General features: G+C 65.4%; 24 protein-coding genes and 1 other RNA gene. 14 read left to right on the top strand and 11 right to left on the bottom strand.

The window, feature by feature from the left end; genetic code table 11:
• Positions 1–7: 7 nt before the first annotated feature.
• Together EDC31_RS04435 and EDC31_RS04430 are read left to right on the top strand one after the other, a co-directional pair.
• Positions 8–670: an LON peptidase substrate-binding domain-containing protein gene (locus tag EDC31_RS04435; RefSeq protein WP_239641685.1), complete on the top strand. Its 663-nt coding sequence runs from the start codon at positions 8–10 to the stop codon at positions 668–670.
• Positions 667–894 (top strand): Trm112 family protein, encoded by a 228-nt coding sequence (locus EDC31_RS04430; protein WP_239641684.1) that lies wholly within the window; start codon positions 667–669, stop codon positions 892–894. The genes EDC31_RS04435 and EDC31_RS04430 overlap by 4 nt, the downstream gene beginning before the upstream one ends.
• A gap of 33 nt (positions 895–927) precedes the next feature.
• On the opposite strand, the gene EDC31_RS04425 is transcribed toward EDC31_RS04430, so the two are convergent.
• Entirely contained in the window at positions 928–3,396 is a 2,469-nt protein-coding gene (locus tag EDC31_RS04425; RefSeq protein WP_158310328.1) for a mechanosensitive ion channel family protein, read from the bottom strand.
• Between the two features lie 182 nt (positions 3,397–3,578).
• A complete protein-coding gene (hemA, locus tag EDC31_RS04420) occupies positions 3,579–4,802 on the bottom strand; it encodes a 5-aminolevulinate synthase (RefSeq protein ID WP_042059547.1) in 1,224 nt (407 codons plus the stop codon).
• 269 nt (positions 4,803–5,071) lie between these two features.
• Here hemA and EDC31_RS04415 point away from each other — a divergent pair, with 269 nt between their 5' ends.
• The gene (locus EDC31_RS04415; protein ID WP_042059545.1) at positions 5,072–5,776 is read left to right on the top strand and encodes a pirin family protein; all 705 of its coding nucleotides are present in this window, start codon (positions 5,072–5,074) and stop codon (positions 5,774–5,776) included.
• Between the two features lie 26 nt (positions 5,777–5,802).
• Here EDC31_RS04415 and EDC31_RS04410 read toward each other — a convergent pair whose 3' ends face one another.
• Positions 5,803–6,792, bottom strand: a complete 990-nt coding sequence (locus EDC31_RS04410; RefSeq protein WP_132126922.1) for an EAL domain-containing protein — start codon at positions 6,790–6,792, stop codon at positions 5,803–5,805.
• Between the two features lie 275 nt (positions 6,793–7,067).
• Between EDC31_RS04410 and EDC31_RS04405 the strand changes: the two genes are divergently transcribed.
• Positions 7,068–8,327: an MFS transporter gene (locus tag EDC31_RS04405; RefSeq protein WP_042059542.1), complete on the top strand. Its 1,260-nt coding sequence runs from the start codon at positions 7,068–7,070 to the stop codon at positions 8,325–8,327.
• Entirely contained in the window at positions 8,324–9,136 is an 813-nt protein-coding gene (locus EDC31_RS04400; protein WP_042059539.1) for a class I SAM-dependent methyltransferase, read from the top strand. The genes EDC31_RS04405 and EDC31_RS04400 overlap by 4 nt, the downstream gene beginning before the upstream one ends.
• 30 nt (positions 9,137–9,166) lie before the next feature.
• On the opposite strand, the gene folE is transcribed toward EDC31_RS04400, so the two are convergent.
• From folE to thyX, 5 genes are all read right to left on the bottom strand, one after another.
• On the bottom strand, positions 9,167–9,823 hold the full coding sequence (folE, locus tag EDC31_RS04395; RefSeq protein ID WP_042059537.1) for a GTP cyclohydrolase I FolE: 657 nt from the start codon (positions 9,821–9,823) through the stop codon (positions 9,167–9,169).
• Positions 9,820–10,695 (bottom strand): 2-amino-4-hydroxy-6-hydroxymethyldihydropteridine diphosphokinase, encoded by an 876-nt coding sequence (gene folK / locus EDC31_RS04390; RefSeq protein ID WP_239641683.1) that lies wholly within the window; start codon positions 10,693–10,695, stop codon positions 9,820–9,822. The genes folE and folK overlap by 4 nt, the downstream gene beginning before the upstream one ends.
• Positions 10,692–11,567: a dihydropteroate synthase gene (gene folP, locus EDC31_RS04385; protein ID WP_165920197.1), complete on the bottom strand. Its 876-nt coding sequence runs from the start codon at positions 11,565–11,567 to the stop codon at positions 10,692–10,694. The genes folK and folP overlap by 4 nt, the downstream gene beginning before the upstream one ends.
• A gap of 198 nt (positions 11,568–11,765) precedes the next feature.
• Positions 11,766–11,921, bottom strand: coding sequence for a hypothetical protein (locus EDC31_RS17635; protein ID WP_158310327.1), 156 nt, complete (start codon positions 11,919–11,921; stop codon positions 11,766–11,768).
• Positions 11,918–12,835 carry an FAD-dependent thymidylate synthase gene (thyX, locus tag EDC31_RS04380; RefSeq protein WP_042059533.1) on the bottom strand — a complete coding sequence of 306 codons (918 nt, stop codon included), beginning with the start codon at positions 12,833–12,835 and terminating at the stop codon, positions 11,918–11,920. The genes EDC31_RS17635 and thyX overlap by 4 nt, the downstream gene beginning before the upstream one ends.
• A gap of 38 nt (positions 12,836–12,873) precedes the next feature.
• Here thyX and ssrA point away from each other — a divergent pair.
• The 4 genes from ssrA to EDC31_RS04360 all read left to right on the top strand — a co-directional run bounded on the left by ssrA (position 12,874) and on the right by EDC31_RS04360 (position 16,117).
• Positions 12,874–13,209, top strand: a transfer-messenger RNA (tmRNA) gene (gene ssrA / locus EDC31_RS04375).
• Positions 13,210–13,320: 111 nt separating this feature from the next.
• Positions 13,321–13,869 (top strand): SspB family protein, encoded by a 549-nt coding sequence (locus EDC31_RS04370; protein WP_042059531.1) that lies wholly within the window; start codon positions 13,321–13,323, stop codon positions 13,867–13,869.
• 44 nt (positions 13,870–13,913) lie between these two features.
• Positions 13,914–14,306: a VOC family protein gene (locus EDC31_RS04365; RefSeq protein WP_042059529.1), complete on the top strand. Its 393-nt coding sequence runs from the start codon at positions 13,914–13,916 to the stop codon at positions 14,304–14,306.
• Between the two features lie 197 nt (positions 14,307–14,503).
• Positions 14,504–16,117, top strand: coding sequence for a porin (locus EDC31_RS04360; protein ID WP_042059527.1), 1,614 nt, complete (start codon positions 14,504–14,506; stop codon positions 16,115–16,117).
• A 43-nt stretch (positions 16,118–16,160) separates the two neighbouring features.
• Here EDC31_RS04360 and EDC31_RS04355 read toward each other — a convergent pair whose 3' ends face one another.
• Positions 16,161–16,385 carry a hypothetical protein gene (locus tag EDC31_RS04355; RefSeq protein WP_042059526.1) on the bottom strand — a complete coding sequence of 75 codons (225 nt, stop codon included), beginning with the start codon at positions 16,383–16,385 and terminating at the stop codon, positions 16,161–16,163.
• A 122-nt stretch (positions 16,386–16,507) separates the two neighbouring features.
• Between EDC31_RS04355 and queA the strand changes: the two genes are divergently transcribed.
• The 4 genes from queA (at position 16,508) to EDC31_RS04335 (ending at position 19,947) form a co-directional block, all read left to right on the top strand.
• Positions 16,508–17,563 carry a tRNA preQ1(34) S-adenosylmethionine ribosyltransferase-isomerase QueA gene (gene queA / locus EDC31_RS04350; protein ID WP_042059524.1) on the top strand — a complete coding sequence of 352 codons (1,056 nt, stop codon included), beginning with the start codon at positions 16,508–16,510 and terminating at the stop codon, positions 17,561–17,563.
• Positions 17,560–18,720, top strand: coding sequence for a tRNA guanosine(34) transglycosylase Tgt (gene tgt, locus EDC31_RS04345; RefSeq protein WP_042059522.1), 1,161 nt, complete (start codon positions 17,560–17,562; stop codon positions 18,718–18,720). The genes queA and tgt overlap by 4 nt, the downstream gene beginning before the upstream one ends.
• On the top strand, positions 18,717–18,959 hold the full coding sequence (locus tag EDC31_RS04340) for a ribbon-helix-helix domain-containing protein (protein ID WP_042059519.1): 243 nt from the start codon (positions 18,717–18,719) through the stop codon (positions 18,957–18,959). The genes tgt and EDC31_RS04340 overlap by 4 nt, the downstream gene beginning before the upstream one ends.
• Before the next feature lie 208 nt (positions 18,960–19,167).
• Positions 19,168–19,947 (top strand): hypothetical protein, encoded by a 780-nt coding sequence (locus EDC31_RS04335; protein WP_052511959.1) that lies wholly within the window; start codon positions 19,168–19,170, stop codon positions 19,945–19,947.
• 302 nt (positions 19,948–20,249) lie between these two features.
• Here the strand turns inward: EDC31_RS04335 and EDC31_RS04330 are convergent, their stop codons facing one another.
• Both EDC31_RS04330 and glgP read right to left on the bottom strand, forming a co-directional pair.
• The gene (locus EDC31_RS04330) at positions 20,250–20,444 is read right to left on the bottom strand and encodes a hypothetical protein (RefSeq protein WP_132126921.1); all 195 of its coding nucleotides are present in this window, start codon (positions 20,442–20,444) and stop codon (positions 20,250–20,252) included.
• Positions 20,445–20,491: 47 nt separating this feature from the next.
• Positions 20,492–22,924 (bottom strand): alpha-glucan family phosphorylase, encoded by a 2,433-nt coding sequence (glgP, locus tag EDC31_RS04325; protein ID WP_186819983.1) that lies wholly within the window; start codon positions 22,922–22,924, stop codon positions 20,492–20,494.
• On the opposite strand from glgP, the gene EDC31_RS04320 reads away from it, so the two are divergent.
• On the top strand, positions 22,923–23,399 hold the full coding sequence (locus EDC31_RS04320) for a group II truncated hemoglobin (RefSeq protein ID WP_204366667.1): 477 nt from the start codon (positions 22,923–22,925) through the stop codon (positions 23,397–23,399). The two genes, glgP and EDC31_RS04320, sit on opposite strands and share 2 nt — an antisense overlap.
• Positions 23,400–23,423 lie beyond the last annotated feature (24 nt).

The following is a 23,423-nucleotide window of genomic DNA, read 5'->3' as shown; positions in this document are numbered from 1 at the left end:
TCCCAGGATGGTGCCCCCGCTGAGCGAGGTGACGCTCGCCGATCTGCCGGCGGAGATCGGCCTCTTCCCTCTCTCCGGCGCCGTGCTGCTTCCCTCCGGCAAATTGCCGCTGAATATCTTCGAACCGCGCTATATCGCGCTGATCGAGGATGCGCTGGCCAGTAACCGGCTCATCGGCATGATCCAGCCCGTCGATGACCTCGACGATTCCGACACGCCGGCGCTGCATGGAATCGGCTGCCTGGGTCGCATCACCTCCTTCACGGAGCGCGCGGACGGCACCTACGCCGTCACGCTCAGCGGCGTGATTCGCTTCCGCTTCCTGCGCGAAACGGGGCTGACGCGCGGATATCGCCGCGCGCGCATCGACTGCTCCGCCTTCTCCGCCGATCTGACGGAAGGCGGGAACGTGTCTCTCGACCGCACACGGCTGATCGACTCCCTGCGCCGCTATCTGGACGCGCACCATCTGCGGACAAGCTGGTCCGCCATCGAGGAGATGGAGGACGACACGCTCCTCATCGTCCTGCCGATGCTGGTCCCCTTCACGTCGGACGAAAAACAGAGCCTGCTCGAAGCCGAAACCATGGGCGTCCGCGCCGCCCTCCTTCTCACCCTCCTCGACGACACGCCCGAGGACGACGACGATTTCGACACCGACGAAGAATGAGACGTCAAAACCTTACGGAAACCGCTTTCATGACAACTGATCTCGACCCCCGCCTGCTTTCGATGCTCGTCTGCCCGCTCACCAAGGGACCGCTGGAATACGACCGCGACGCGCAGGAACTCCGCAGCCCCCGCGCCCGCCTCGCCTACCCGATCCGCGACGGCATCCCCATCATGCTGCCCGAGGAAGCCCGTCCGCTGGACACGTCGGCCCAGAACGGCTGACATCTAACGACGGACGCCGCGCCGTCATCCCCCTTACGAGGGCGGCGACGGCAACGCCGCGACGTGCGACGAATCGTCAGGCTTCGGCGTCTCCTGTTGCGTCTGACGGACGTCGATGAGTTCGTCCAACCCGTCGATCTGCACCGTGCGCGTCGGGAAGGGCATGTCGATCCCGCGCGCGTCGAAGCATTTTTTCATCCGGCGATTGAACTCCCGGAACACCGGCCAACGCGCGCTCGTGAGGGTCTTGATCGCCCCTTTCACCGTGATCGACGAATCATTGAACGAATCGACCCCCCAGAGTTCGAAATCGCCGAGGATGACATCCCGGAACGCCTCGTCTTCCCTCATCTCGGCCGTAATATCCGCCAGGGCCCGGGCGACATCGTCGGTATTCGTGTCATAGGAGACTTCGGCCGCGATCAGCGCCTTGGCGTAATCACGGTTGAAATTCGTGATCAGGCTCAGGGAACTGAAGGGGAAAATATTCATCGACCCGTCTGAGCCACGCACATGAACGGTGCGGACGGAAAGCCGTTCCACCACACCGCCGACGCCATTCAGCGTCACGGCGTCACCCACGGTCAGAGCATTTTCCATCAGCAGGAAAATGCCGTTGATGAAGTCCTGGACAAGCTTCTGCGAACCGAAACCCAGCGCCACGCCGAAAATGGAAGCCCCCGCCAGAAGCGGCGCGACATTGACGCCGATTTCGCTCAGGATGGTCAGGATCAGCACCGAAGCGAGCACGAAGAGCAGCAGGATTCGCATCATCGGCTGTAGGGTGCGGATTCTGGCCACCTTGACCACACCGTCTTCCTGATCGCTGACGCGCTTCACCTGCCGTTCGATCGCGATATTGACGATCTCCCAGACGACCGTCGCGATCACCAGCGTCACCAGTACGGTCAACAAGGAAACGAAGAGCCGCCTTCCGAGCCTGTCCTGCCCGAATATCTGGTCGATCGGCGCGCCCCAGGCCAGGGCGAATGCGAAAACGCCGAGAAGAAAGATCACGACGCCGACGATCCGGCGCAGAATCGGATAATACACCCCGAAGCGCGCGGAAATTTCCTCGCTGACGATTCCCAGTTCCGGCGCCTTGCGAAACCCGCGCTCCAGCAGACCATAGGCGGCGATGGCGATCAACCTCACGATGACCAGCGCGATCACCGAGCGCAGGAAGAAGGTCCATATCTCCTCATACCCGTCGCGTATCCCCGCCGCCCAGACGAGCCACAGACCGAGATCGAAGAACAGTGCCACAATCCACCAGACGCGCGCGAAAACCGCGAGCGCCCGCGTGGCATATTCCCCTTTCGCCACCCGCACGCAAAACGCCGCGACGGGCGCCCGGGCGTATATGATCATCGCCGCAATCAGCAGGTGAACCGCCAGGGCAAGGATTTTCAACAAGGCGGCGATCACATGATCCGGGAGGAAACACTCCTTCAGCAGCACGATGACCGCCGTCCCGACCCCGCTCACGGTCACGATGCGGCAAATCCACCGATAAAGAAATTTCGCCGCCCAGTCGGTGAGATTGATCAATCTCATCCACGGCTGCCTTGGCGCGATCACTATACCTGCCAGCGCCAGGAGACCTGTCGTTATGACGCCGCACGTCGCCAGCGCGCGCACGATCTCTTCAGTGCCGCGATCCCCGGCGGGATCCACCGCGATCAATCCGGTCGCCGCGAGGAAGATCATGGCGATCGGAATCAGGTCGAGCAGCAGGCACCCCGCCGCAAAGGGCGTCCGCCGGATGGAGACGAGAAGCCGCGACAGCGCGCCTTGATGGCGAATCCGCGCCGCCTTCTCGTCCGCGACCTCGGCGCGCACCTTGTCTACCTCGATCGCGGCATCCTGCGCGTTCGAGGCCATGCCTTCCGCACTACCCTGCGCGATGACGGCCTGGGTGGTGCGCTCCCGCGCATCGCGCTGGGCCGCATTCTCCGCCTCGCGCTGATCGCGGGCGACAGTAGCGCGTTCCGCTTCCCAGCGACGCTGCGCCGCGCGCGACAATCCCGATTTCGGCCGCCGGATGCAGAGCGCCGCCAGCAGGTAAAGCCCCGTCGCCACCGCGATGAAGACCACGGCGCGGAGAAGGATCTTGAGCACCTCGGCCCGCTTCGCGTCATCCGTCGTGATCTGACGGCTCCAGCCGCGCACCTCACGAAAATCGAGAATGGTGCGGGCGATTTCCGATGATCTGCGCGCCACGACCGTCCCGACCGTCGTGGCGCCGCCAAGAAGCTGGATGCCAAGGCTGTTCGGTTCGAGAGGCTTCGCGACGGCCGCGGCGGAACTTGTCGCAGGCGAGGTCGAAACCGCCCCGCTCTGAGCCTGCACGAGATTCTGCAACGTTTCGACGAATTGCTTCCGCTTCGTGGCGTCGTTCAGCACGCCGAGAAGCTGCTGCGCCTGCGCATCCGAAAGTTGCGGCGCGGCCTTCCCGGCCCCCGCCTGCGCGAAAGCCGGGCACGCAAGTGCCGTCGGCAAGAGTGCCAGTCCCAGCAGGAGGAGAATTCGAGAAAGGAAATGGCGACCGCATATCGGCATGCCCGCGCCTCGACGCATACGGCTTTACCCCTGATCTGTCATAGTATTCGGATAGGGCCGACCTCGCCCGCCCATTCGGGACTTACGCGCGAAAGCCTCGGTCGTTGCCAAACACCCGGCCCTCAGGCGGCGGCGGCCGCCATGCCCTGTTCTTTCCACAGCGTCGCCAGAGCGCCGACGAGATCATCAATATCCGCGCGGCTATGCAGCGGGCCGGGGGTGATGCGCAGGCGCTCGGTCCCACGCGCGACGGTGGGATAATTGATCGGCTGAATATAATGCCCGAACCGTGCCAGCAGCTCATCGGACAACCCGCGGCACCGCACCGCCTCACCCACCATGACCGGCACGATATGCGACGGGTTGACGAGATGCGGAATGCCCGCCTCGTCGAGCCGCGCGCGCAGATAGGCCACGCGATCCTTGTGCAGGCGGCGTTCTTCCTGGCTGGCGCGCAGATACCGGATGCTGGCGAGCGCGCCAGCCGCCACCATCGGCGGCAGGGCGGTGGAAAAGATGAAGCCCGAGGCGAAGGAGCGCACGAAGTCGCACAACGCCGCCGAGCCCGAGATATAACCGCCCACCACGCCGAAGCCCTTGCCCAGCGTGCCCTCGATCACCGTCAGCCGATGGGCCAGGCCGAGCTGCTCGGCCACGCCGCCCCCCTGATGACCGTACAGCCCCACGGCATGCACCTCGTCGAGATAGGTCATCGCCCCGTATTTGTCGGCCAGATCGCAGAACGCCTCGATCGGCGCGATATCGCCATCCATGGAATAGACCGATTCGAAGGCGACGATCTTGGGCGCGTCCAGCGGCAGCGCCTTCAGCCGCGCTTCGAGATCGACCGGATCGTTATGCCGGAAAACCTGCTTCTCCGCCCGGGAATGGCGGATGCCCTCGATCATCGACGCGTGATTCGCTTCGTCGGACAACACGACGCACCCCTTGATGCGCGCCGCGATCGTGCCGAGAGTCGCCCAGTTGGACAGATAGCCGGAATTGAACAGAAGCGCCGCTTCCTTGCCATGCAGGTCGGCCAGTTCGCGCTCGAGCGCCACATGCTCGTGATTGGTGCCGGAAATATTGCGCGTGCCGCCCGCTCCGGCCCCGCTCCGGTCCAGACTCTCATGCATGGCCGCCAGAACGGCCGGATGCTGGCCCATGCCCAGATAATCATTCGAACACCAGACCGTGACCTCGCGCCCCAGCCCGTGATGGAACGCCCTCGGGAAATGCCCGGCCCGCCGTTCGAGGTCCGCGAAGTGACGGTAGCTGCCATCTGCTTTCAGGCCGTCCAGCGCCTGCTGAAACAGGGCGTCGTAATCATAGGAAGAAGCAGTCATTCTTTTCCAGTCCTCAGGGCAGCCGGCGCCGCAGATGGAGCGTTCCAACCATGAGCGCAAGGGTCGCCACGTTACACCCAGCCTCGCACGGCGGCAAACAGTCGCATGTCCCGGTCGTGTCCCGGCTTGACTCTCATGCAGGGTAACGCCCCGCCAAGGGGCAAAACCGGGAAACGATTGCTTTATAATGTTTCCTCTTGTTGAGATATTCATCCCTCACGATCTCATCAGCTCCACGATTGACCGGGTCGCAAGAAAAGGAGCCCATTATGATTGAGATTCGCCGCTTCGAGACGCTGGGCCATGCCGATCACGGCTGGTTGAACGCGCGTCACCATTTTTCATTTGCCGATTACCATGATCCCCGCCGCGTCCATTGGGGGCGGCTGCGGGTCTGGAACGACGACGAGATCGCGCCCGATACCGGCTTCGGCGCACATCCGCATCGGGACATGGAAATCGTCACCTATGTGCGCAAGGGCGCCATCACCCACCAGGACAGCCTCGGCAACCAGGGCCGCACCGAAGCGGGGGACGTGCAGGTCATGTCCGCCGGGACGGGAATCGTCCACAGCGAATATAATCGCGAAGCCGAGACCACGACCCTGTTCCAGATCTGGCTGCTGCCGGATCGCCGTGGCGACACCCCCCGCTGGGACAGCCGGCGCTTCCCCGCCGGCGATCGCGCGAACCGGCTGACCGTGCTCGCCTCGGGAGATCCGGAGGACGGGGAGGCGCTGCCGATCCGGTCGGACGCGAAAATCGCCGCCGGCACCCTCAAGGCCGGCGAAACCGTGACCTACAAGCTGGGGCGCGACCGGCTGGCCTATGTGGTGCCCGCGAGCGGCGCGATCGAAATCGAAGGACATCGGCTGAACGCCCGCGACGGAGGCGCCATCAGCGACACCGAGACGCTTTCGATCAGCGCCCTGAGCGACAGCGAAATCCTGCTGGTCGACAGCGCGCCGCTGTAACCGCGACATCTCCTCCCCGGCCCGCCTCATGTCCCGCCGGCAAGAGCCGGCGGCGCAACCCTTCGCCCCGCTTTCCTGCGTTCGGCCCCCTCGCGCGGGGCCGAAAGCAACTCGTCGAGTGCGGCGGTGCCGAAGACCGTCCCGGACATTTCCCGGCACCCCACCTCCCTGCCCTGTCGCAGGAGGGCGGGGCTGTTCACATTGTCAAGATGGGCCACCAATCCGAGCGACATAACGGCTGTGACGGCCCCATTCAGAAAATTGAACGCCTCTGCGGCCAGCCCCTCCGCCGCGCCCTCGCTCTCATGGCACCAGGCCGGACCCGCCAGCATCTGCGCATCGATGGACACGCCTTTCAGCAAGCCGCTTCCCGTGAGATCGTGCAGAAGGGTCAGGCTCGACGTGCCGCTGCCGAAATGCGACAGCCAGAATCCGATGCCGGAATCCCTCATCACCGCGAGCGTATAAGCCGTCTCGACCGAAAACGCCTCGAAAGCGGTTTCCCTCATGGCGATTTCGAGCCGTCCGGCCGGGAAGTGCGCGGCGGCGAGAATCTCCTCGACCTGACCGAGCAGGGGCGCGGCGGCATGAACCTCCTCCCCGAAGGGGACGAAAAGCCGAAGCGGCCTGTCCCATCGCCCCGCCTCGACGCAGGCCTGCCGCAAACGCATGAAATCCTGCATCCCGGCCTGGCGACGCGTGCCCCGCCGCCCGAAGGCGGACCGACCGGAAACGGATCGACCCTCCGCGCCGAGCGGATCGGCGACGGCGACGTAAGGCGGCTCGATGGCGGCGCCCACAAATTCCGGCTCCTTGTCCCGGCCGGGCACATGCCAACGCCCTTGCCATCGGAGGAAAGGAGGGCTGACATGCTGGCGCGCTCGCCGCCGTCTCAGAGTCCCGGCGAAAGACTCCTGCAACAACACCGCCTCGGACGGTTCCTCCGCCAGGCCGACAGGCGAAAACTCCGGCGCATGAACGCCGGGAGAAAGGAGATGAATGTCATGGTCGGCCAAAATCACGCCCTCATATGATGAATGCGGGCAGTCTGCCTTCCAAACCTCTAACGACTCCCTAACGCCGTTCGTTTTATGGCGACCGGGGATACCGGCACGACAAACACCTCGACGCCAGCTGAACCATGCGGCAAGCTGGAGCGATCCGACCCCCCGCACGCAGGACGTCGGGCGACACAGCTCTCATTCACCGCAACAGGCCCCGCACAGGATGTTCCGCCGCTTCCCGGCGGGCGTCGTGCGCCGGGGACGGGAACCCGGACTCCCTCAAGTCAATGACATCACCTCGGACAGCCTCCACGCCGCTCCAGTCCCTGCGCCCGTACTGGCGGGTCACGCTCGCCGCGTTTCTCGGCTGGTTCCTGGATGCGTTCGATCAGACGTCTCTCCTGCTGACGCTGCCCGACATCGCCCGCAGCCTCTCCTGCTCTCTCACGCTGATGGGCACCGTTCTTCTCGTGCAGAGCTTCGGCCGCGCCATCGGCAATACCGGCTGGGGATGGCTGGCCGACCGCTATGGCCGCAAACCCGCCTTCATGCTCGGGGTGCTCTGGTTCGCCGTCTTCTCCGCCTGCGCGGGGCTGGCCTGGAACGTCACGGTCATGATGCTCGTGCAGTTCTGCTTCGGCATCGGCTTCGGCGGAGAATGGACAGCCTCCGCCACCCTGCTGATGGAAAGCGTGCCCGCCATCTCGCGCCCGCTCGCCTCCGCCCTCATGATGGCCGGATATGAAATGGGCTTCCTCGTCGCCGCCGGGGCGCAGGCGCTGATCCTGCCGCATTACTCCTGGCGCGTGCTGTTCTTCATCGGGCTCGCGCCCGCCCTGCTCACCCTGTTCATCCGGCGCAACGTTCCGGAAAGCCCGGTCTGGCTCAAGATGCGCGGCGCGCGACCCGCGCGGGTCGCGCGCGCCCCGTTCAGCCTGCGTCCGCTCCTGAACGCCGCGGCCATCCAGGCCGTGGCCCTGATGTCCTTCCTCGAATTCCAGAAGGCCGCCGTCTACAGCTTCTATCCGACCATCCTGCGCGACCTGCATCACTTCACGCCGGGCCAGGTCTTCCTGCCCATCAGCCTGTTCTGCATCGGCTCGCTCATCGGCAAGCTGATCTGCGGCTGGCTCGCCTCCCGCTTCGGCGACGTGAAGGTCATGCTGGCCACTATCCTCATCGTGATGCTGCTGATCGTCCCCTTCCTCAGCGCGGAGTCGCGTCCGGTGCTGTTCGCCTCCGCCGTGGCGATGGGGATGGCGGCGTCGGGCATCTTCGCCCTCGTGCCGCATTATCTCGCCAAGCGCTTCCCGTCGGATATCCGCAGCTTCGGCATGGGGCTGAGCTACGCCATCGGCTCGCTCGGACAGGGCCTCGCGGGCCAGCTCGTGCCCCTGTTCGGCGGCGCCGGCGCGGGGCTGGCCCGCTCCGCCGAAGCCTTCGTCCTCAGCTCCAGCCTCGTGGTCGGCGGCCTGACCGTCGCCGAGCCACGCCATCTTCCCGGCGAACATATGGAAAACGACCCGCATCCCTCGGAGGCCACATGACCCCTCTTCGCGCCCTCGCCGCGCTGTTCGCGGCACTTCTCCCTCTCGCCGCTCATGCGCAGGACACGCTCGATGCCTTGCACGCGGCCGTCACGTCACCCACGCGCACGCCGACACTCGCCGCCCGCGACGCCGCGCGCCATCCCTTCGAGGAGTTGAGCTTCTTCGGCGTGAAGCCCGATTCGACCGTCGTCGAGATCTGGCCCGGCAGCGGCTACTGGACGGAAATCCTCGCTCCCTATCTTCATGACCACGGCACATATTACGTCGCCATGGGCACGCCGGACGGCACGCCGGTCGAACGGGAATATGTCGGCTTCCCCGCGGCCGAACAGGCCCGGTTCGACGCCGACCCGGCACGGTACGGGCGCATCCGCCGCACCGTTCTCGCACAGGGCCATGACGAGATCGCCCCGCCGGGGAGCGTCGACGTCGTGCTGACCTTCCGCAACTTCCATAACTGGCTGACGCAGGGCGACGCGCCGGAAATGCTGGCGGCCATCCGCCGCGCCCTCAAGCCCGGCGGCATTCTCGGCATCGAGGACCACCGCTCGCACCCCGCCACGCCGCAGGACCCCATCTTCCGCGACGGTTACGTCCGGCAGGATCTCGCGATCGGGATGGTGGAGAAGGCTGGCTTCACTTTCGTCGGTTCCTCCGAGATCGACGCCAACCCGCGCGACACCACCTACTGGCCCAAGGGCGTCTGGACGCTCCCGCCCACCTATGCCCTCGGCGACAAGGACCGGGCGAAATACCAGGCGATCGGCGAGGCGGATAATTTCGTGCTGAAATTCCGGAAGAACTGACCCCGACCGCCCCGAGTCAGCGCCGGGGCGTCACCCCCTGAGCAGCGCGAGAATCTCCGCCCGCGCGGCGGAATCACGCTGCCAGAGCCCGCGCGTCACCGTGGTGACGGTGGTGCTGCCGGGGCTGCGCACCCCGCGCATCGCCATGCACATATGCTCCGCCTCGACCAGCACCATCACCGCCTTGGGGTCCAGCACCTCGGCGATCGCATCGGCGATCTGGTCCGTCAGACGTTCCTGAAGCTGCGGCCGCCGCGCCAGCACGCCGACCGTGCGCGCCAGCTTGCTCAGCCCCGTCAGACGGCCGCCATCCGGCAGATAGGCGACATGCGCCCGGCCGAAGAACGGCAGGAGATGATGCTCGCACATCGAATGGAAGCGGATGTCGCGGACGATCACGGCGCCCTCGTGCCGGTCCGCCGAGAACTGCTTGCGCAGATGGATGCGCGGGTCCTCGTGCAGGCCGCCCAGCACGTCGAGATACATGCGCGCCACGCGATCCGGCGTTTCGAGCAGCCCCTCCCGATCCGGGTTCTCGCCCAGCGCGACCAGGATGTCCCGCACCGCGCGGGCGATCCGTCCGGCGGCGTCCTCCGGGCAGGAGTGCGGGCCGATCGGGCACGACTCTTCGATCGCCTTTCCCCGGATCGTCTCCAGCGGCACCAGATCAGCGGTCAGCTTGCTCATTCTCTCTCCTCTCGCACCGCCCCGGCCTCTCGCGCGGTCAGGGCGATCACGTCTCCCGGGCTGCGGGAGAGGTCATTCAATAGATCGCGCACCGTCCGCCCCGCAATGCGCAACTCCGGCGCAATCTCCGCCAGCGGCGCCAACACGAAGGCCCGTTCGGTCAGACGCGGATGCGGCAGGGTCAGGACATGGTCATGCCAGCGCCTCTCGCCAAGGCACAGCAGATCGACATCGACCACCCGCGGCCCCCAGCGCCGTCCCGCCACGCGCCCCAGTTCCAGCTCGATATCCTTGGCGGCGCGCAACAGGGCGAGCGGCGCCAGGGACGTCCGGCCGACGACGCAGAGATTGAGGAAATCCGGCTGGTCCTCCACCCCCTGGGGCGCCGTGCGGTACAGGCCGGAGACGGCGTCGATCCGCACTCCCACGATCGTGGACAGCCGGTTGACCGCCAGCGCCAGCACCGCCTCGCTCTCGCCCTGATTGCTTCCCAGCGCGAAGGCCACGGGCAACATCCGGTCCCGCGTAACGGTGACGGACACGTTCCCCGTCGGCAGCGCGATGGGCGCGGCGGGCTTGTGGACCGTCACCCGCACATGGCGGGCGGGAGCGAACCGCTCCAGCGCCGCCTCCGCCACATGTGCCGCCAGCGTCTCGATCAGGCGGAACCGCTCCGTCGAAACGATCTCCACCACCATCTCACAGAGCGCGCCGTAACAGACCGCCTGCGCGTAATCGTCAGCCGCGATCGCCGCCGCGAGATCCGCCTCGACATGCAGGTCGAGCACGAAACGCTGGCCCAGCCGCGATTCTTCCGGATGCACGCCGTGCCGCGCGAAGACGGTCAGTCCGGTGACGTCGATGGAAGTCATCCGCATCGCGCCGCCAGCGCCTGCTGAATCCGCAACGCATCCACATGCGCCGCCACATCATGCACGCGCAGGATCGCCGCGCCCCGCGCCGCGCCGAACAGATTTGCCCCCAGCGTGCCGCCCAGACGCTCATTCACCTCCCGTCCCAGCTCCCGCCCGAGAAAGGATTTCCGCGAAAGCCCCAGCAGCACGGGCAGTTCATAGGCCGCCCGCAACCGGTCGAGATGGGCGATGCAGTCGAGATTCTGCCCATGCGTCTTGCCGAACCCGATTCCGGGGTCCAGCACCATGCGCTCCCTCACGATTCCCGCCTCCCGGCCCCGCGCCAGCGCCGCGTCAAACACTCGCCGCAGATCGTCGAAGATATCGATCTGCTCGTCAGCCTCATGACGATTATGCATGAGCACGGCCAGAGCGCCGCTTTCCGCGATGACCTCCGCCATGCCGGGATCGCCGAGCAGACCCCCTATGTCATTGACCATCACCGCGCCGCGCGCCACCGCCGCGCGCGCCGTTCCCGCCTTGTAGGTGTCGATCGAGACAGGCACGTCGGAGAGAGGGATTTCCAAACCCGGCGCGCCGCCCCCGGCGATCGTTTCCAGAACGGGTTCGATCCGGCGGCGCTCCTCCGCCTCGTCCAGCCGCTGCGATCCGGGCCGGGTGGACTCGCCTCCGACGTCGATGATGGCGGCTCCTTCCGCGGCAAGCCGCGCGGCCTGATGCGCAGCCGCCTCTCCCATGAACCGGCCCCCGTCGGAGAAGGAATCCGGCGTGACGTTGAGAATGCCCATCACCAGCGGCGCGCGCGTGCGATGCGCCTGCCAGATCCGCTGCCACAGCAGATCGCGCCGCTCCTCCCACATCGCGCTCATGCTGGAAGAGGTGGGGTCCGTCGTCGTCTTTGAAGCAGAAACTCGCATGGCCGATGCCGGAAACCGTCCTCGTGCGGCAGGATGAAGATTTGCCCGCGCCAGAAAAAGCCTCGCCACAGGGCGTGCTTCATAGACGGTACGGCGTGCCCGGTCCAGCGAAACACGGCGCCCGCGCGCCGGTTTGCGCCCTGCCCCTTGTCACATCCGCACCTTCACATGCAGCGGCCAGAACAGCGCGATCCCGACGGAAAGCGCGACCAGCCCGGCCGCCACCCAGAGGAAGGGCGTGAAACGCGGAAGCTGATCCTCCCGCAGCCGCGGCCGCGGCGCACCACGCTCCTCTCCCACGCTCACCCGTTCGGGCCTCCCGCCAGCACGGCCTGCATCTCGTCCCATTCTCGGCGGCTGAGGCCCGAGTCCTCTGCCGTCACCATTTCCCCGGCGAGCTGCCGCCGGATCACGCGCAGCATCCCGGCGGAGAAGGTGAAGGCCCCAAGGCGATACTCCTCGAAAGCCGCCGCCGTGACGGGCACCCAGTCGCGCAGCACGTCCAGCATCGCCTCGGCATAGACCCGGATCTCATATTGCGCATGAGGATCGGCACGCAGGGAGATGAAATGCAGCAGGTTATGGAGGTCGATCTTCCAGTACCACTGCGTATAGGTGTTCAGCGTCAGGTTCATCCGCGCCAGCTCACGCGCCAGCCCGTAACGCTCGGGATCGAGCAGCGTCTCGTAATCGTCATAGCAGCGCGCCGCGTCCCGCCGCAGCAGTTCCAGCACCTCCGCCGCCTTCCCGGCGGGAAGCGCCTCGGCGCGCCCCTGACGGTTGCTCACGCTCTGCACCGCCACATGCTCGGGCGACGGGATGTAGAATTCACGATCGAGAATCGAATAGCGCGCGGAATATTCGTTCACATTCGCCATGCGATGCCGAATCCACTGCCGCGCGACGAAAACGGGAAGCTTCACGTGAAACTTCATCTCGCACATCTCGAACGGCGTCGAGTGACGATGCCGCATGAGATAGCGGATCAGACCGGCGTCTTCCGACACCTTGCGCGTTCCGCGCCCATAGGAGACGCGCGCGGCCTGCACGATCGCCCCGTCATCGCCCATATAATCGACGACGCGGAGAAAACCGTGATCGAGCAGGTCGATCGGCGTGAAAAGTCGCGCCTCCAGCGCCGCCACGGTCGGGCGGAGGGTCGTGGAGGGAGAAAGGCGCGGCGCCTCGATTTCGGCGCGTTGGTCGTCGGTCAGGGCCATGGCCGTTCCCTAGCACGCGCCGCCAGCGCCCGCGAGCCCCTCTTGCGCGTATCGACCCGCCATTCTATATCTGCCATCGCCGGAGTGTTCACGCACTTGGCTATGGCGATAAACGGCTCGTGGAATAAACGTTGTGGACCCGGGGGCAGTGCCCGGCGTCTCCACCATTCTCTCTCCCGGCTTCCGTCAGGACCGGGAACCGATGGGGACGAAACAGGCTCGACACGCGCAGTAAAGACCAGTCTTTTGCCCGGCATTGTACCGCCGTTATCGGGCTGACCTACAAGTGCCAACGACAATTCGAAGGTGCTCGCTGTCGCTGCATAAGCGATAAGCGCGGTTCGGGAGGGCACCGGGCAACAGAAGCCCTCCCACCTCGTCTCCACATCCCGTATGCGCCGACGCTGGGCACTTGCCTTGACACTTATTCTGGCGCATCCCTCTGAACTCGTGTTGATTTCGACGGACGAAGCGGACCGCAACGTATGAGCGAGAACGATGACGGGGGGTTCGACGGCGAACTGCCCGAAAGCCTGCTGCCTTATGACGACTGGGTGGAAGACGCCTATCGCGAGGTCATGCTCCGCGCCATTGAGCATGTCGCCGCCGAGGGGCTGCCCGGCGACCATCATTTCTATCTGACCTTCCTGACCACCTATCCCGGCGTCGAGATTTCCGCCCGGCTGCGCGCGCAGTATCCGCACGACATGACCATCGTTCTCCAGCACCAGTTCTGGGATCTGACGGTCGATCGGGAGCGTCAGATCGTCTCCGTGGGCCTCTCCTTCGGCGGGGTCGGCAGCACGCTCGTGATCCCCGTCGCCGCCATCACCGCCTTCGCCGACCCGCAGGTGCGCCTCGCCCTGCGTTTCCATGTCGCAGAGACGGCGGCGGAAGAGATCGAGGAACCGGCGCCGGAACCCCCGACGGCCGCCATCGGCGCGCCCGAGGAGACGGACTCCGCCTCGGGCGAGGCGCAGGTGGTCAGTCTCGACGCGTTCCGCCGCCGGACGCCGCCCGGCGAGCGCGGCTGAACACCGTTCCATTCTCCCACTCGCGCCATAGGAGGCCCGCATCCATGCGCTTCACCGTCGATCGGCTGGATCATATCGTCCTGACGGTGCGGGACCACTCGATCGCGGCGTCATGGTACCAACGCGTCCTGGGGATGGATATCGAGGAATACGGGCGCAACAACCGTGTGGCCCTGCGGTTCGGCGGGCAGAAAATCAATCTTCGTCCCATGGATGCCGCCGGATGGGAAACGGCCTCCAACGCCACGCCAGGCGGGGGCGATCTCTGCTTCACCACGGCGCTCAACAGTGAAAACGTCATCCGCCATCTGGAAGCGTGCGGCGTACATATTGTGGAGGGGCCCGTGGCGCGGCTGGGCGCCCTGGGACCCGTCACCTCGATCTATATTCACGACCCGGATGAGAATCTGATCGAGATCGCCTCATATCATGGGTAGATATTGCTCAAAAATCATATACTTATATATCCATTTTTTATTTCACTCACGCGAATGTGCATTAAACGCCGCAGGCTTCACGCAACTATAGAGTAGGATAAAGTTCCAGGTTTGCTAAAAAGTCACCCGTAAGTAATCTCGTTCGCAGCCGTTTCATTTAAGGCGTGCGGACGTGCCATCAGCTTGGGGTGAATTCAATGCGACTCCTTCGTTCGCGCACATCGGCCTTTGCCATCACTTTGCTCGCCAGTTCAGCCACGGGCATTCTTGCCCCCGTAGCCCGCGCGGATGACTACAGCGATCTGCTCGACATTCTCCGTGCCAAGGGCAGTCTGACGAAGTCGGAATATTCCACCTTGCTGTCCAGGCACCACCATCATGTCGCTGTGGAGTCGCCGGAGGAAGCGCCGAGCCGCGGGCGCCGCCACAAGCTCACCCGCGCCGCAGCGACCTCCGAAGACAGCGCCGTCGCCCGCGCGCAGGACGCCGCGACGCGCGCAGAAGCCAGCGCCGAGGCGGCGCGCCAGGCCCTGCTCTCGACGAATAATGCGATGAACAATCCGTTGATCGTCCATACGACGCCCTATGTGCCGGGCAAGGGAATCACCTTCCAGGCCGGTCCGGTCGCCATCAAGTTCTCGGGCTTCATCAACGGCTTCTACACCTTCAACAGCCCGGCCGGGGGCGTGCCGATCGCAGGCGGCCTCTCCTCGGGCAGTTCCGGCTTCGACTCGTCCGCCGTGCGCAACGGTCTGCTGCCCGCCGGCTTCCTGGTCAGCCTGACGACGCATCAGGCGGGTCTCGACCTGTCCGCGAATCTCGGCGTCTATCCGGGTGACAACAGCTCGCAGAACGGTGCGTTCAATGCCAATTCCGGCGGCAAACCCGTCGCCCTCGGCACATCCGGCATCGATTTTCGTCAGGTGTACGTGACCGCCGGCAACTCCAACATCGGCACCTTCACCGTCGGCCGCAATCTCGGCTTCTTCGGCGGCGAAGCCATCTTGAACGACGCGACCCTGCTCAGCGTCGGCTCGACGGGCAGCAACGCCGCGCCGGGCAACACCTCTTTGGGTCGTATCGGCTACGGCTACGTGTATGCCGACTGGCTCCCGCAGATTTCCTACGCGACGCCGACATGGAAGGGCCTGCAGGGCAAGATCGGTATTTTCCAGCCCATGGACGAATTCAATTATGCCGGCTACGGCTATTCCGCCACGTCGACGCAACACAGTTCGCCGATGATCCAGGGCGAAGCGCTGTATGATTTCGCGACCAAAGGCGGCCTCAAGGGCCATCTCTGGTCCAGCTTCATGATCCAGCACATGCAGAACATCCAGGGCGCGGGGATTGTCGCCGGCAACAATTCGCACCGCGGCGCGACGGTTGAGGCTGTCGATGTCGGCGGCAAGCTGAGCTACAGCAAATTCGAAGCCCTCGCCTATTACTATTACGGCAGCGGCCTCGGCACGACCGGCCTGATGTTCGACGGCCTCGCCGCGAACGGCCACAAGCGCGACTCCGAGGGTTATTACTTCCAGGGTGTCTATCACATCACCCCCAAGCTCCGCCTCGTCGGCAGCTACGGCGCGTCCAACCTCTATCATGCGACCGGCGATAACATGTACATCGCCGGCGCGCCGCCGCTCGCCCGCCGCAACTCCTCGGAAATCGGCGCGCTCTTCTACCAGCTCACGCCGTGGATGCAGGTCCTCGCGGAATATGCCCACTCCCAGTCCTACGGCCATGGCGGACCGTGGGCGAAGGAGAGCGACAACACCATGTCGGTCGGCACGTTCCTGGCGTTCTGAGGGCCGCCCGCTGCCGGGGGACGTTCCCCCGGCAGCGAATCGACTACCAATTCCGGCTGATCAGCCAGAACTCCTCGGAGGTCAGGGTCACGAGCCCGCCTCCGGGCAGGGCCGTTTCCGCCGCCGCGGCGGCGAGCGCCTGAATGCGCTCGACCATGATGACCTTGCGCATATGCGCCTCGTTCTTTTCCTCCACCTGCTCCAGCGCCCTCAAGGCGGACTGGGAGGCGCGCGCCACGCGGGCGGCGTCAAGGGCGGCGTAAGACATTTCGACTTTCCTTTCGATCCATCAAGTCCGTTTCAATATGGCCGGCGACAGGCGAATTTGCGAGCCCTCCCCCCGGCACGCTGGCCATACGCCACGGTTCTGGCCTAATGTCCGGCCCTCCGATGACCGACCTCCCCGACCTTCCCCTCGCGGCCTTCGATTTCGACCTGCCGCCCGACCGCATCGCACGCGAGCCCGCCCGACCGCGCGACAGCGCGCGCCTGCTCCGCGTCACGCCCGGCGCGCCGCCGTCCGAGACCACGGTCCGCGCACTCCCCTCGCTCCTGCGCGCGGGCGACCTGCTGATCGTCAACGACACCGCCGTGATCCCGGCCCAACTCGCGGCGCAACGCGGCGAGGCGGCGATCGGCGTCACGCTGGACCGCCTCCTGCCCGACGGCGACTGGCACGCCCTGGCCCGCAACGCCCGCAAGCTGCACAAGGGCGACACGCTGCGGTTCGGCGACGATCCCGTCACGGCGATCGTCACTGAGAATGAGGGCGACGGCGCGATCCGCCTGCGCTTCTCCGCCGAAGGCGCGGCTTTCGACGCCTTCCTCCAGCGCGCCGCCGCCCTGGCCCTGCCGCCCTATATCGAGCGCCCCGACGGCCCGACCGAACAGGACGCGGAGGATTATCGCACCATTTTCTCGCGCCATCGCGGCGCGGTCGCGGCCCCGACCGCTGGGCTTCATTTCACGCCGGACCTGCTGGCCGCCCTCGATTCCGCCGGAATCGCCCGCCGCACCCTGACGCTGCATGTCGGCGCAGGCACTTTCCTGCCCGTGCGCGACAGTATCGCCACGCACAGGATGCATGCCGAATGGGGCCGGATCGACGCGGAAACGGCGGACACAATCAACGCGACGCGCGCACGCGGCGGCCGCGTCGTCGCCGTCGGCACCACCTCGCTGCGCCTTCTGGAAAGCGCCGCCGACGAGCGCGGCGTCATCCGCCCGTGGCAGGGCGAAACCTCGATCTTCATCCGGCCCGGCTATCAGTTCCGCGCCGTGGACCTGCTGATGACCAATTTCCACCTGCCGAAATCGACGCTCTTCATGCTCGTCAGCGCCTTCAGCGGCGTGGAGACCATGCGCGCCGCCTATGCCCATGCCGTCGCGGCGGGCTTCCGCTTCTACTCCTACGGCGATGCCTGCCTTCTGGAGCGCGCGCCATGAGCGGCCTGCGCTGGATCGCCGAGGCAAGCTGCGGCCGCGCCCGGGCCGGGCATCTGCACACCGCCCATGGCGTCGTCCCCACCCCGACCTTCATGCCGGTCGGCACTGTCGGCACGGTCAAGGGCATGACGATGGACGCTGTGCGCTCCACCGGCGCGGGGATCGTGCTGGGCAACACCTATCACCTCATGCTCCGCCCCGGCGCGGAACGGGTGCGGAAGATGGGCGGGCTCCACCGGATGATGGACTGGCCCGGCCCGATCCTCACCGATTCCGGCGGGTTCCAGGTGATGTCGCTCGGCGCGCTCCGCAAGCTCGACGCCGACGGGGTGACGTTCAACTCCCATATTGACGGCAGCACGCACCGGCTCACGCCCGAAAGCAGCACGCGGATCCAGCATGCGCTGAATGCGACGATCACCATGTGTTTCGACGAATGCCCCGCACTCCCCGCGACGCCTGAGCGGCTGGCGGAATCCATGGAACTCTCCATGCGCTGGGCCGCCCGCTCGCGCGAGGCGTTCGTCCCGCGCGAGGGATACGGCCAGTTCGGCATCGTGCAGGGCGGCACGGAGCGCGATCTGCGCGCCCGCTCCGTCAGGGCGCTGACGGAGATCGGCTTCGAGGGCTATGCGATCGGCGGCCTCGCCGTCGGCGAGGGGCAGGAGCTGATGTTCGCCACCCTCGATTTCACCACGCCGCTCCTGCCCGAACGTCAGGCCCGCTATCTCATGGGCGTCGGCACGCCGGACGATCTGCTCGGCGGCGTGGAACGCGGCGTGGACATGTTCGATTGCGTGATGCCGACCCGCGCCGGACGCACCGCCCGCGCCTATACGGAGCGCGGGACGCTGAACCTCCGCAATGCGCGCCACGCCGACGATCTGCGCCCGCTCAGCCCCCATTGCGACTGCCTCGCCTGCACGCGCCACAGCCGCGCCTATCTCCATCACCTGTTCCGCGCCGAGGAGATGCTGGGGCCGACCCTGCTGACCTGGCACAACCTCGCCTATTACCAGCGGCTGATGCGCACGATCCGCGCCGCCATCCTCGATGGCACATTGCCCGACCTCGCCCCGCGCCTGCGCGCGCACTGGGCGGCAGGTGACTGGACGGAGGACGAATTTCCGCAACCGATCCCGCCGCCCGTGCCGTGAGCGACCTTGTCAAGCGCTCCTTCACCCTCTCCGGGCATCGCACCAGCGTCGCGCTGGAACCGGAATTCTGGACCGTGCTGGAGCGCATGGCCGCCGACGTCCCGCTCGCTTCCCTCGTCGCCCGTCTCGACGCCAGCCGCCCCGCCAACCGCCCCCTGGCCTCGGCCCTGCGTGTGGCGGCGCTCCAGTTCGTGAAGCACGATCGCGACCGGCAAGGAAATCTTGCCCCGCAAGCCTGACCACCTGACGCTTCCCTTCGCGCTCCTGTCTGGTATGTTCATACTCCCGCTGCTCAATGGAAGACCGCCATAAGGGAGGATGCGATGAGCATCGTGCCGGTCGGGGATTGTGAAATCATCGTCCTGTCGCCCGAGCAATTCGGCGCGCTGATGAACGAGGACCGCAAAGCCTTCCGCCCGGCGGGCCGGCCCCTGCTCCGCGCCCTCCATGCTCAGCACGTCGCTGCCCTGGAACCGCGGCACGGCCTCTCCGCGCCCCCGGCCCGATCCGATCACCGAAGTCAATCCGCTGAAGCCGATCGACCGGACCAACGAATGGCTGAAGGACAACACCTATGTCGACATGTTCGGGTGGAAGGACGTGGTCTCGGACGGGCGCTCGGCCGTCAAGCAGGTGATGCTGCTCGGCATCATGGGGGACGCCTATCTGGCCCGCACGCGAGCGGGGAAGGAAACCGTGATCTTCAGAGGCCGCCCTGGCCTGCGGGCGCGGCTGCCCGGCACGCGCTATCTGAGGGAGCACCCGATCGTGAAGGAGGCGGGGTTCGTCATTGGCCGCAAGGAGGCGCTGGAGGAGGCCGGGCGGGCGGTGAGGATCGCGGCCACCTGCTTCGTCGCCTGGGACATCGCCCATGAACTGCTTCAGGACAAGCCCAGCATGACCCGCCTGGGCGTCTCGATCGTCAGCGATATCTTTCAGGCCGTGGCAGCGACCTATATCGGATGGGCTGTGGGAACGGGGTTTGCCATGGTGTTTAGCGGTGGCATCGTGATGACGTTTGCTTACGTGGCCACTGCAACATTTGCATCGGGATGGCTTCTTTCTTACCTAGATAACAACCTTAAATTAACCCAAATAGCGGTTGAGAAAGCCAAATCCATAGAAAATTCCGATGCAATTTCTGGATTTGTCAAATTTTCAGAGAGATTAGGAGGGATTTATGTGAAGAGGCTTTCGCGACCTCTGGCTGGCATTTCATGCCCATGAAGAAATTTTCTCTTAATAACATCGTTCTATATAGAACACCAAGAAAACATCAAATTATTGGACTTTTTATGTTTGGATCTATAGCACTTTTGTGCCTATGGGCTGATCATTTCACGCTGAACGACCTGCAATCGTTTAATGGAGTCAATAAATTTACGCGAATAGACAATTTTTCACTCAAAATTCTGGCCAATATGTTTTTTATTTTTTCTTTTCTTTCTATGACAGTAACAGTCATTAGAAATAATACAAAATATCAGCCCCTAGAGGCAATCCTATTCTTCATGGGCATTTTCTTTTTTTTATTTTTTGCCTTCTTCTCCACACCCCTCCTCTTCTTCTGGGCGCATATCCACCACTATCATCTCGATCACTTCGAGCCCGCGCACAGAGGAGGGTGGTATATCTTCAAGCTGGACGGCAGCCCATGAACCGGCCTTTGACCTGATCGAGAAATAGAACCGGTATGGAGCCAGCGTAGCGGCAGTTTCGCTCACGCAAAGCCGCCGCTCGGTGACGCACCAGGAGCATCTTTCCGGGGAGTCTAATGCTCCCAGAGAATGAAATTGGCCTCCAGCGGCACCATGACCTCCGAATGAAAGGGCACGACCCGCACAGTATATTCCGAAGCCGGGCGCTTCAGCGCCACGGACAGTTCATAGCGCAACGCGCCCGATGAGACGGTCTTCGACACGGCGGGCACGTCGATCACTTCAGCCTCCGCGCCCGAACGCGGATCGGCATAAAGCTCCAGCCGCACATCTCCGGCTTCGAGACGTCCGAGCTCCACCGTCACGGCCACATGATGCAACCCGTCCGCGTCATTCCGGGAGACGGCGGCGAAGCGCAGATCCCCCCATTGCGCCGCCAGCCTGTCGCGCCATGCGGCGAGATCGCGCGCCTCCTGCGCGCCGCCGTCCAGCCGCCGGCGATAACGCGCCGCGGCGGGAATATAGTAGCGCGTCGTGTAATCCTGCACCGCGCGTTCCGCCGAGAAGGCGGGCGTCAGACTCGTCATGCTCGCCCGCATCCGCTTCACCCAGGCCGTCGGGACATTCTCCGTGTCGCGCGCGTAGAAGGCGCCGGCAATCTCCGTCTCCAGCATATGATACAGCGCCTCGGCCTCCGCCGCATCCGTCGCCGGGTCTTCGCCATGCTCCTTGCCGTCGCCCAGCGCCCAGCCGACCTCCGGCGTGAACGCCTCGGCCCACCAGCCGTCCAGCTCGGAAAAATTCAGGCCGCCATTGGCCAGAACCTTCATACCGCTGGTGCCGCAGGCTTCCCAGGGACGGCGCGGCGTGTTGATCCAGAGATCAACGCCCCGCACGAGAATCCGCGCCAGCTCCATGTCGTAATCCGCGAGGAACACAACACGCCCCAGCACGTCCTCCCGGCGCGAGAAGGCGATCCAGCGCGTGATCAGCGCCTGGCCCACCACATCCGCCGGATGCGCCTTGCCTGCCAGAACGAGCTGCATCGGACGCGTCGGATCGGCCAGCAGCCGCGCCAGACGGTCGGGATCGGTCAGTAGCAGATCGGGGCGCTTGTAGCTGGCGAAGCGCCGCGCGAAACCCAGCGTCAGCACGTCGGGCCGCAGCGCCGGGACGGGGAAACACTCCAGCCCCCCTTCGCCGATGAAGCACTGACGGGACGCGTGCTGGTCGGCGATCTTCCGCACGAAGCGCGTCCGCGCGGCGCAGCGATGCGACCAGAGCGTCGCGTCGTCCTGCTCCGGCCTGCCGCGGTCCGGCGCGGCCCATGTCGCCACATGGACGCCGTTCGTCACATGGCCGACCGGCACCTCGGCCTCAGGCCAGCGGGGAAAGAGCGGCGCGAACAGGGCCCGGCTCACCTCGCCATGAAGGGCGGAAACGCCGTTCACCGCGCCGCTGACACGGATCGCCAGCCACGCCATGTTGAACGGCTCGGCCTCGTTTCCCGGCGTCTCGCGGCCCAGCGCGATGAACTCCTCGACGGGCATATCGAGTCCGGCGATCACATATTCCGCCAGATATCCGGCCACGAGCCCGGGGGGAAAGCGATCGAACCCGGCCGGGACGGCGGTATGGGTGGTGAAGACCGTCCCCGCCCGGGCGATCATCAACGCCTCCCTGAAGGAAACGCCGAGTTCGAGCCTCAGGACGCGCGCGCGCTCCACCGCCGCCAGCGCCGCATGGCCCTCATTCAGATGGCAGACCTCCGGCTGGTAACCGAGACGCATCAGCAGCCGCCACCCCGCGATGCCCAGCACGATTTCCTGACGCAGGCGCAACCCCGCATCCCCACCGTAAAGCTGGGTCGTGATGCAACGCACGCTGGACGGATTGGCGGGGTCGTTGGTGTCGAGCAGATAGAGCGTCGCCCGGCCCACCTGCACCTGCCACGCGCGAATCCAGATCGTGCCGGCGGGCACGTCGAGGGCCAGACGCAGCCAGTCGCCGTTTTCGTCCAGCACCGGACGCACGGGAAGCTGGGAGGGATCGTTGAACGGGTAGAGCGCGCGCTGCTGCCCGTCCGGCGTGAATTCCTGACGGAAATACCCTTGCGCGAAAAGCAGCCCGACCGCCACGACGGGCACGTTGAGGTCGCTGGCGGCCTTCAACTGGTCGCCCGCGACATTCCCCAAACCCCCGGAATAGATGGGCAGCGATTCGCTGAGCATGTATTCCATGCTGAAATAGGCGATGCAGCCCGGGCGCTTGCCTTCGGGCAGACCGTCGAACCAGCCGGGGGCACGGCGCGCCGCCTCACGGGCGGCGGCGATCTCGGCGATCTTTCCCCTGAACGCCGCATCCGCCAGCAACCCGCGCACATGGACGCGCGACGCACGCGCGAGCGTGGTCCATGGATTATGCGTCTCCGCCCAGATCGCCGGATCGATCGCGTTCCATAGCGCGTCTTCCTCGCCCGTGGCGCCGAGACCGAGCGCCAGCCCGGTCAGCACCTCGCCTGCCTGCTCCGCCGTCTGAAGTGTCATGCCGCTCATCCGCACCGCCCTCTCCGAACCTTCGTTACAGGAGATTGCGCAGAATGGCGATCCGGCGGAAAATGAATTCGCCATGACCATGCTCTATGACGCCCTGGGCGGCGAACAGAAACTCCGGCGCTTCACCCGCCGCTTCTACGAGTTGATGGACAGCCTGCCGGAGGCCCGCGCCTGCCGCGCCATCCACCCGGCCGATCTCGGCCCGGCGGAGGAAAAGCTGTTCGAATATCTCTCCGGCTGGTTCGGCGGTCCGCCCCTCTTCACCGACAAATACGGCCCGCCGATGCTCCGCGCCCGCCATCTCCCCGCCCCCATCGGCGAGGAGGAGGCCGAGGGCTGGCTCCGCTGCTTCCGCACCGCCTGGGGCGAGACGATCGGCCGGCCGGAGATCGCCGCCATCGTCTTCCCCCGCGTCAGCGCGCTGGCCTATCACATGATCAACCGCGCGCCCGGGGAACGCGCCTGACGGGGCCGAGCCCGGCCTGAACTC

This window comes from Acidomonas methanolica, from assembly GCF_004346035.1.
GTDB lineage: Bacteria > Pseudomonadota > Alphaproteobacteria > Acetobacterales > Acetobacteraceae > Acidomonas > Acidomonas methanolica.
Note: the sequence above shows the minus strand (reverse complement) of the source record. Positions and strands in the feature narration are given on the sequence as shown.

What these genes read in the sequence shown, in the direction of transcription:
- EDC31_RS04435 (WP_239641685.1), top strand. Translation starts at nt 8, where the DNA reads ATGGTGCCCCCGCTGAGCGAGGTGACGCTCGCCGATCTGCCGGCGGAG.
- EDC31_RS04430 (WP_239641684.1), top strand. Translation starts at nt 667, where the DNA reads ATGAGACGTCAAAACCTTACGGAAACCGCTTTCATGACAACTGATCTC.
- hemA (WP_042059547.1), bottom strand. Translation starts at nt 4,802, where the DNA reads ATGACTGCTTCTTCCTATGATTACGACGCCCTGTTTCAGCAGGCGCTG.
- EDC31_RS04415 (WP_042059545.1), top strand. Translation starts at nt 5,072, where the DNA reads ATGATTGAGATTCGCCGCTTCGAGACGCTGGGCCATGCCGATCACGGC.
- EDC31_RS04405 (WP_042059542.1), top strand. Translation starts at nt 7,068, where the DNA reads ATGACATCACCTCGGACAGCCTCCACGCCGCTCCAGTCCCTGCGCCCG.
- EDC31_RS04400 (WP_042059539.1), top strand. Translation starts at nt 8,324, where the DNA reads ATGACCCCTCTTCGCGCCCTCGCCGCGCTGTTCGCGGCACTTCTCCCT.
- folE (WP_042059537.1), bottom strand. Translation starts at nt 9,823, where the DNA reads ATGAGCAAGCTGACCGCTGATCTGGTGCCGCTGGAGACGATCCGGGGA.
- folK (WP_239641683.1), bottom strand. Translation starts at nt 10,695, where the DNA reads ATGACTTCCATCGACGTCACCGGACTGACCGTCTTCGCGCGGCACGGC.
- folP (WP_165920197.1), bottom strand. Translation starts at nt 11,567, where the DNA reads ATGAGCGCGATGTGGGAGGAGCGGCGCGATCTGCTGTGGCAGCGGATC.
- thyX (WP_042059533.1), bottom strand. Translation starts at nt 12,835, where the DNA reads ATGGCCCTGACCGACGACCAACGCGCCGAAATCGAGGCGCCGCGCCTT.
- EDC31_RS04370 (WP_042059531.1), top strand. Translation starts at nt 13,321, where the DNA reads ATGAGCGAGAACGATGACGGGGGGTTCGACGGCGAACTGCCCGAAAGC.
- EDC31_RS04365 (WP_042059529.1), top strand. Translation starts at nt 13,914, where the DNA reads ATGCGCTTCACCGTCGATCGGCTGGATCATATCGTCCTGACGGTGCGG.
- EDC31_RS04360 (WP_042059527.1), top strand. Translation starts at nt 14,504, where the DNA reads ATGCGACTCCTTCGTTCGCGCACATCGGCCTTTGCCATCACTTTGCTC.
- EDC31_RS04355 (WP_042059526.1), bottom strand. Translation starts at nt 16,385, where the DNA reads ATGTCTTACGCCGCCCTTGACGCCGCCCGCGTGGCGCGCGCCTCCCAG.
- queA (WP_042059524.1), top strand. Translation starts at nt 16,508, where the DNA reads ATGACCGACCTCCCCGACCTTCCCCTCGCGGCCTTCGATTTCGACCTG.
- tgt (WP_042059522.1), top strand. Translation starts at nt 17,560, where the DNA reads ATGAGCGGCCTGCGCTGGATCGCCGAGGCAAGCTGCGGCCGCGCCCGG.
- EDC31_RS04335 (WP_052511959.1), top strand. Translation starts at nt 19,168, where the DNA reads ATGCTCAGCACGTCGCTGCCCTGGAACCGCGGCACGGCCTCTCCGCGC.
- EDC31_RS04320 (WP_204366667.1), top strand. Translation starts at nt 22,923, where the DNA reads ATGCCGCTCATCCGCACCGCCCTCTCCGAACCTTCGTTACAGGAGATT.
- glgP (WP_186819983.1), bottom strand. Translation starts at nt 22,924, where the DNA reads ATGACACTTCAGACGGCGGAGCAGGCAGGCGAGGTGCTGACCGGGCTG.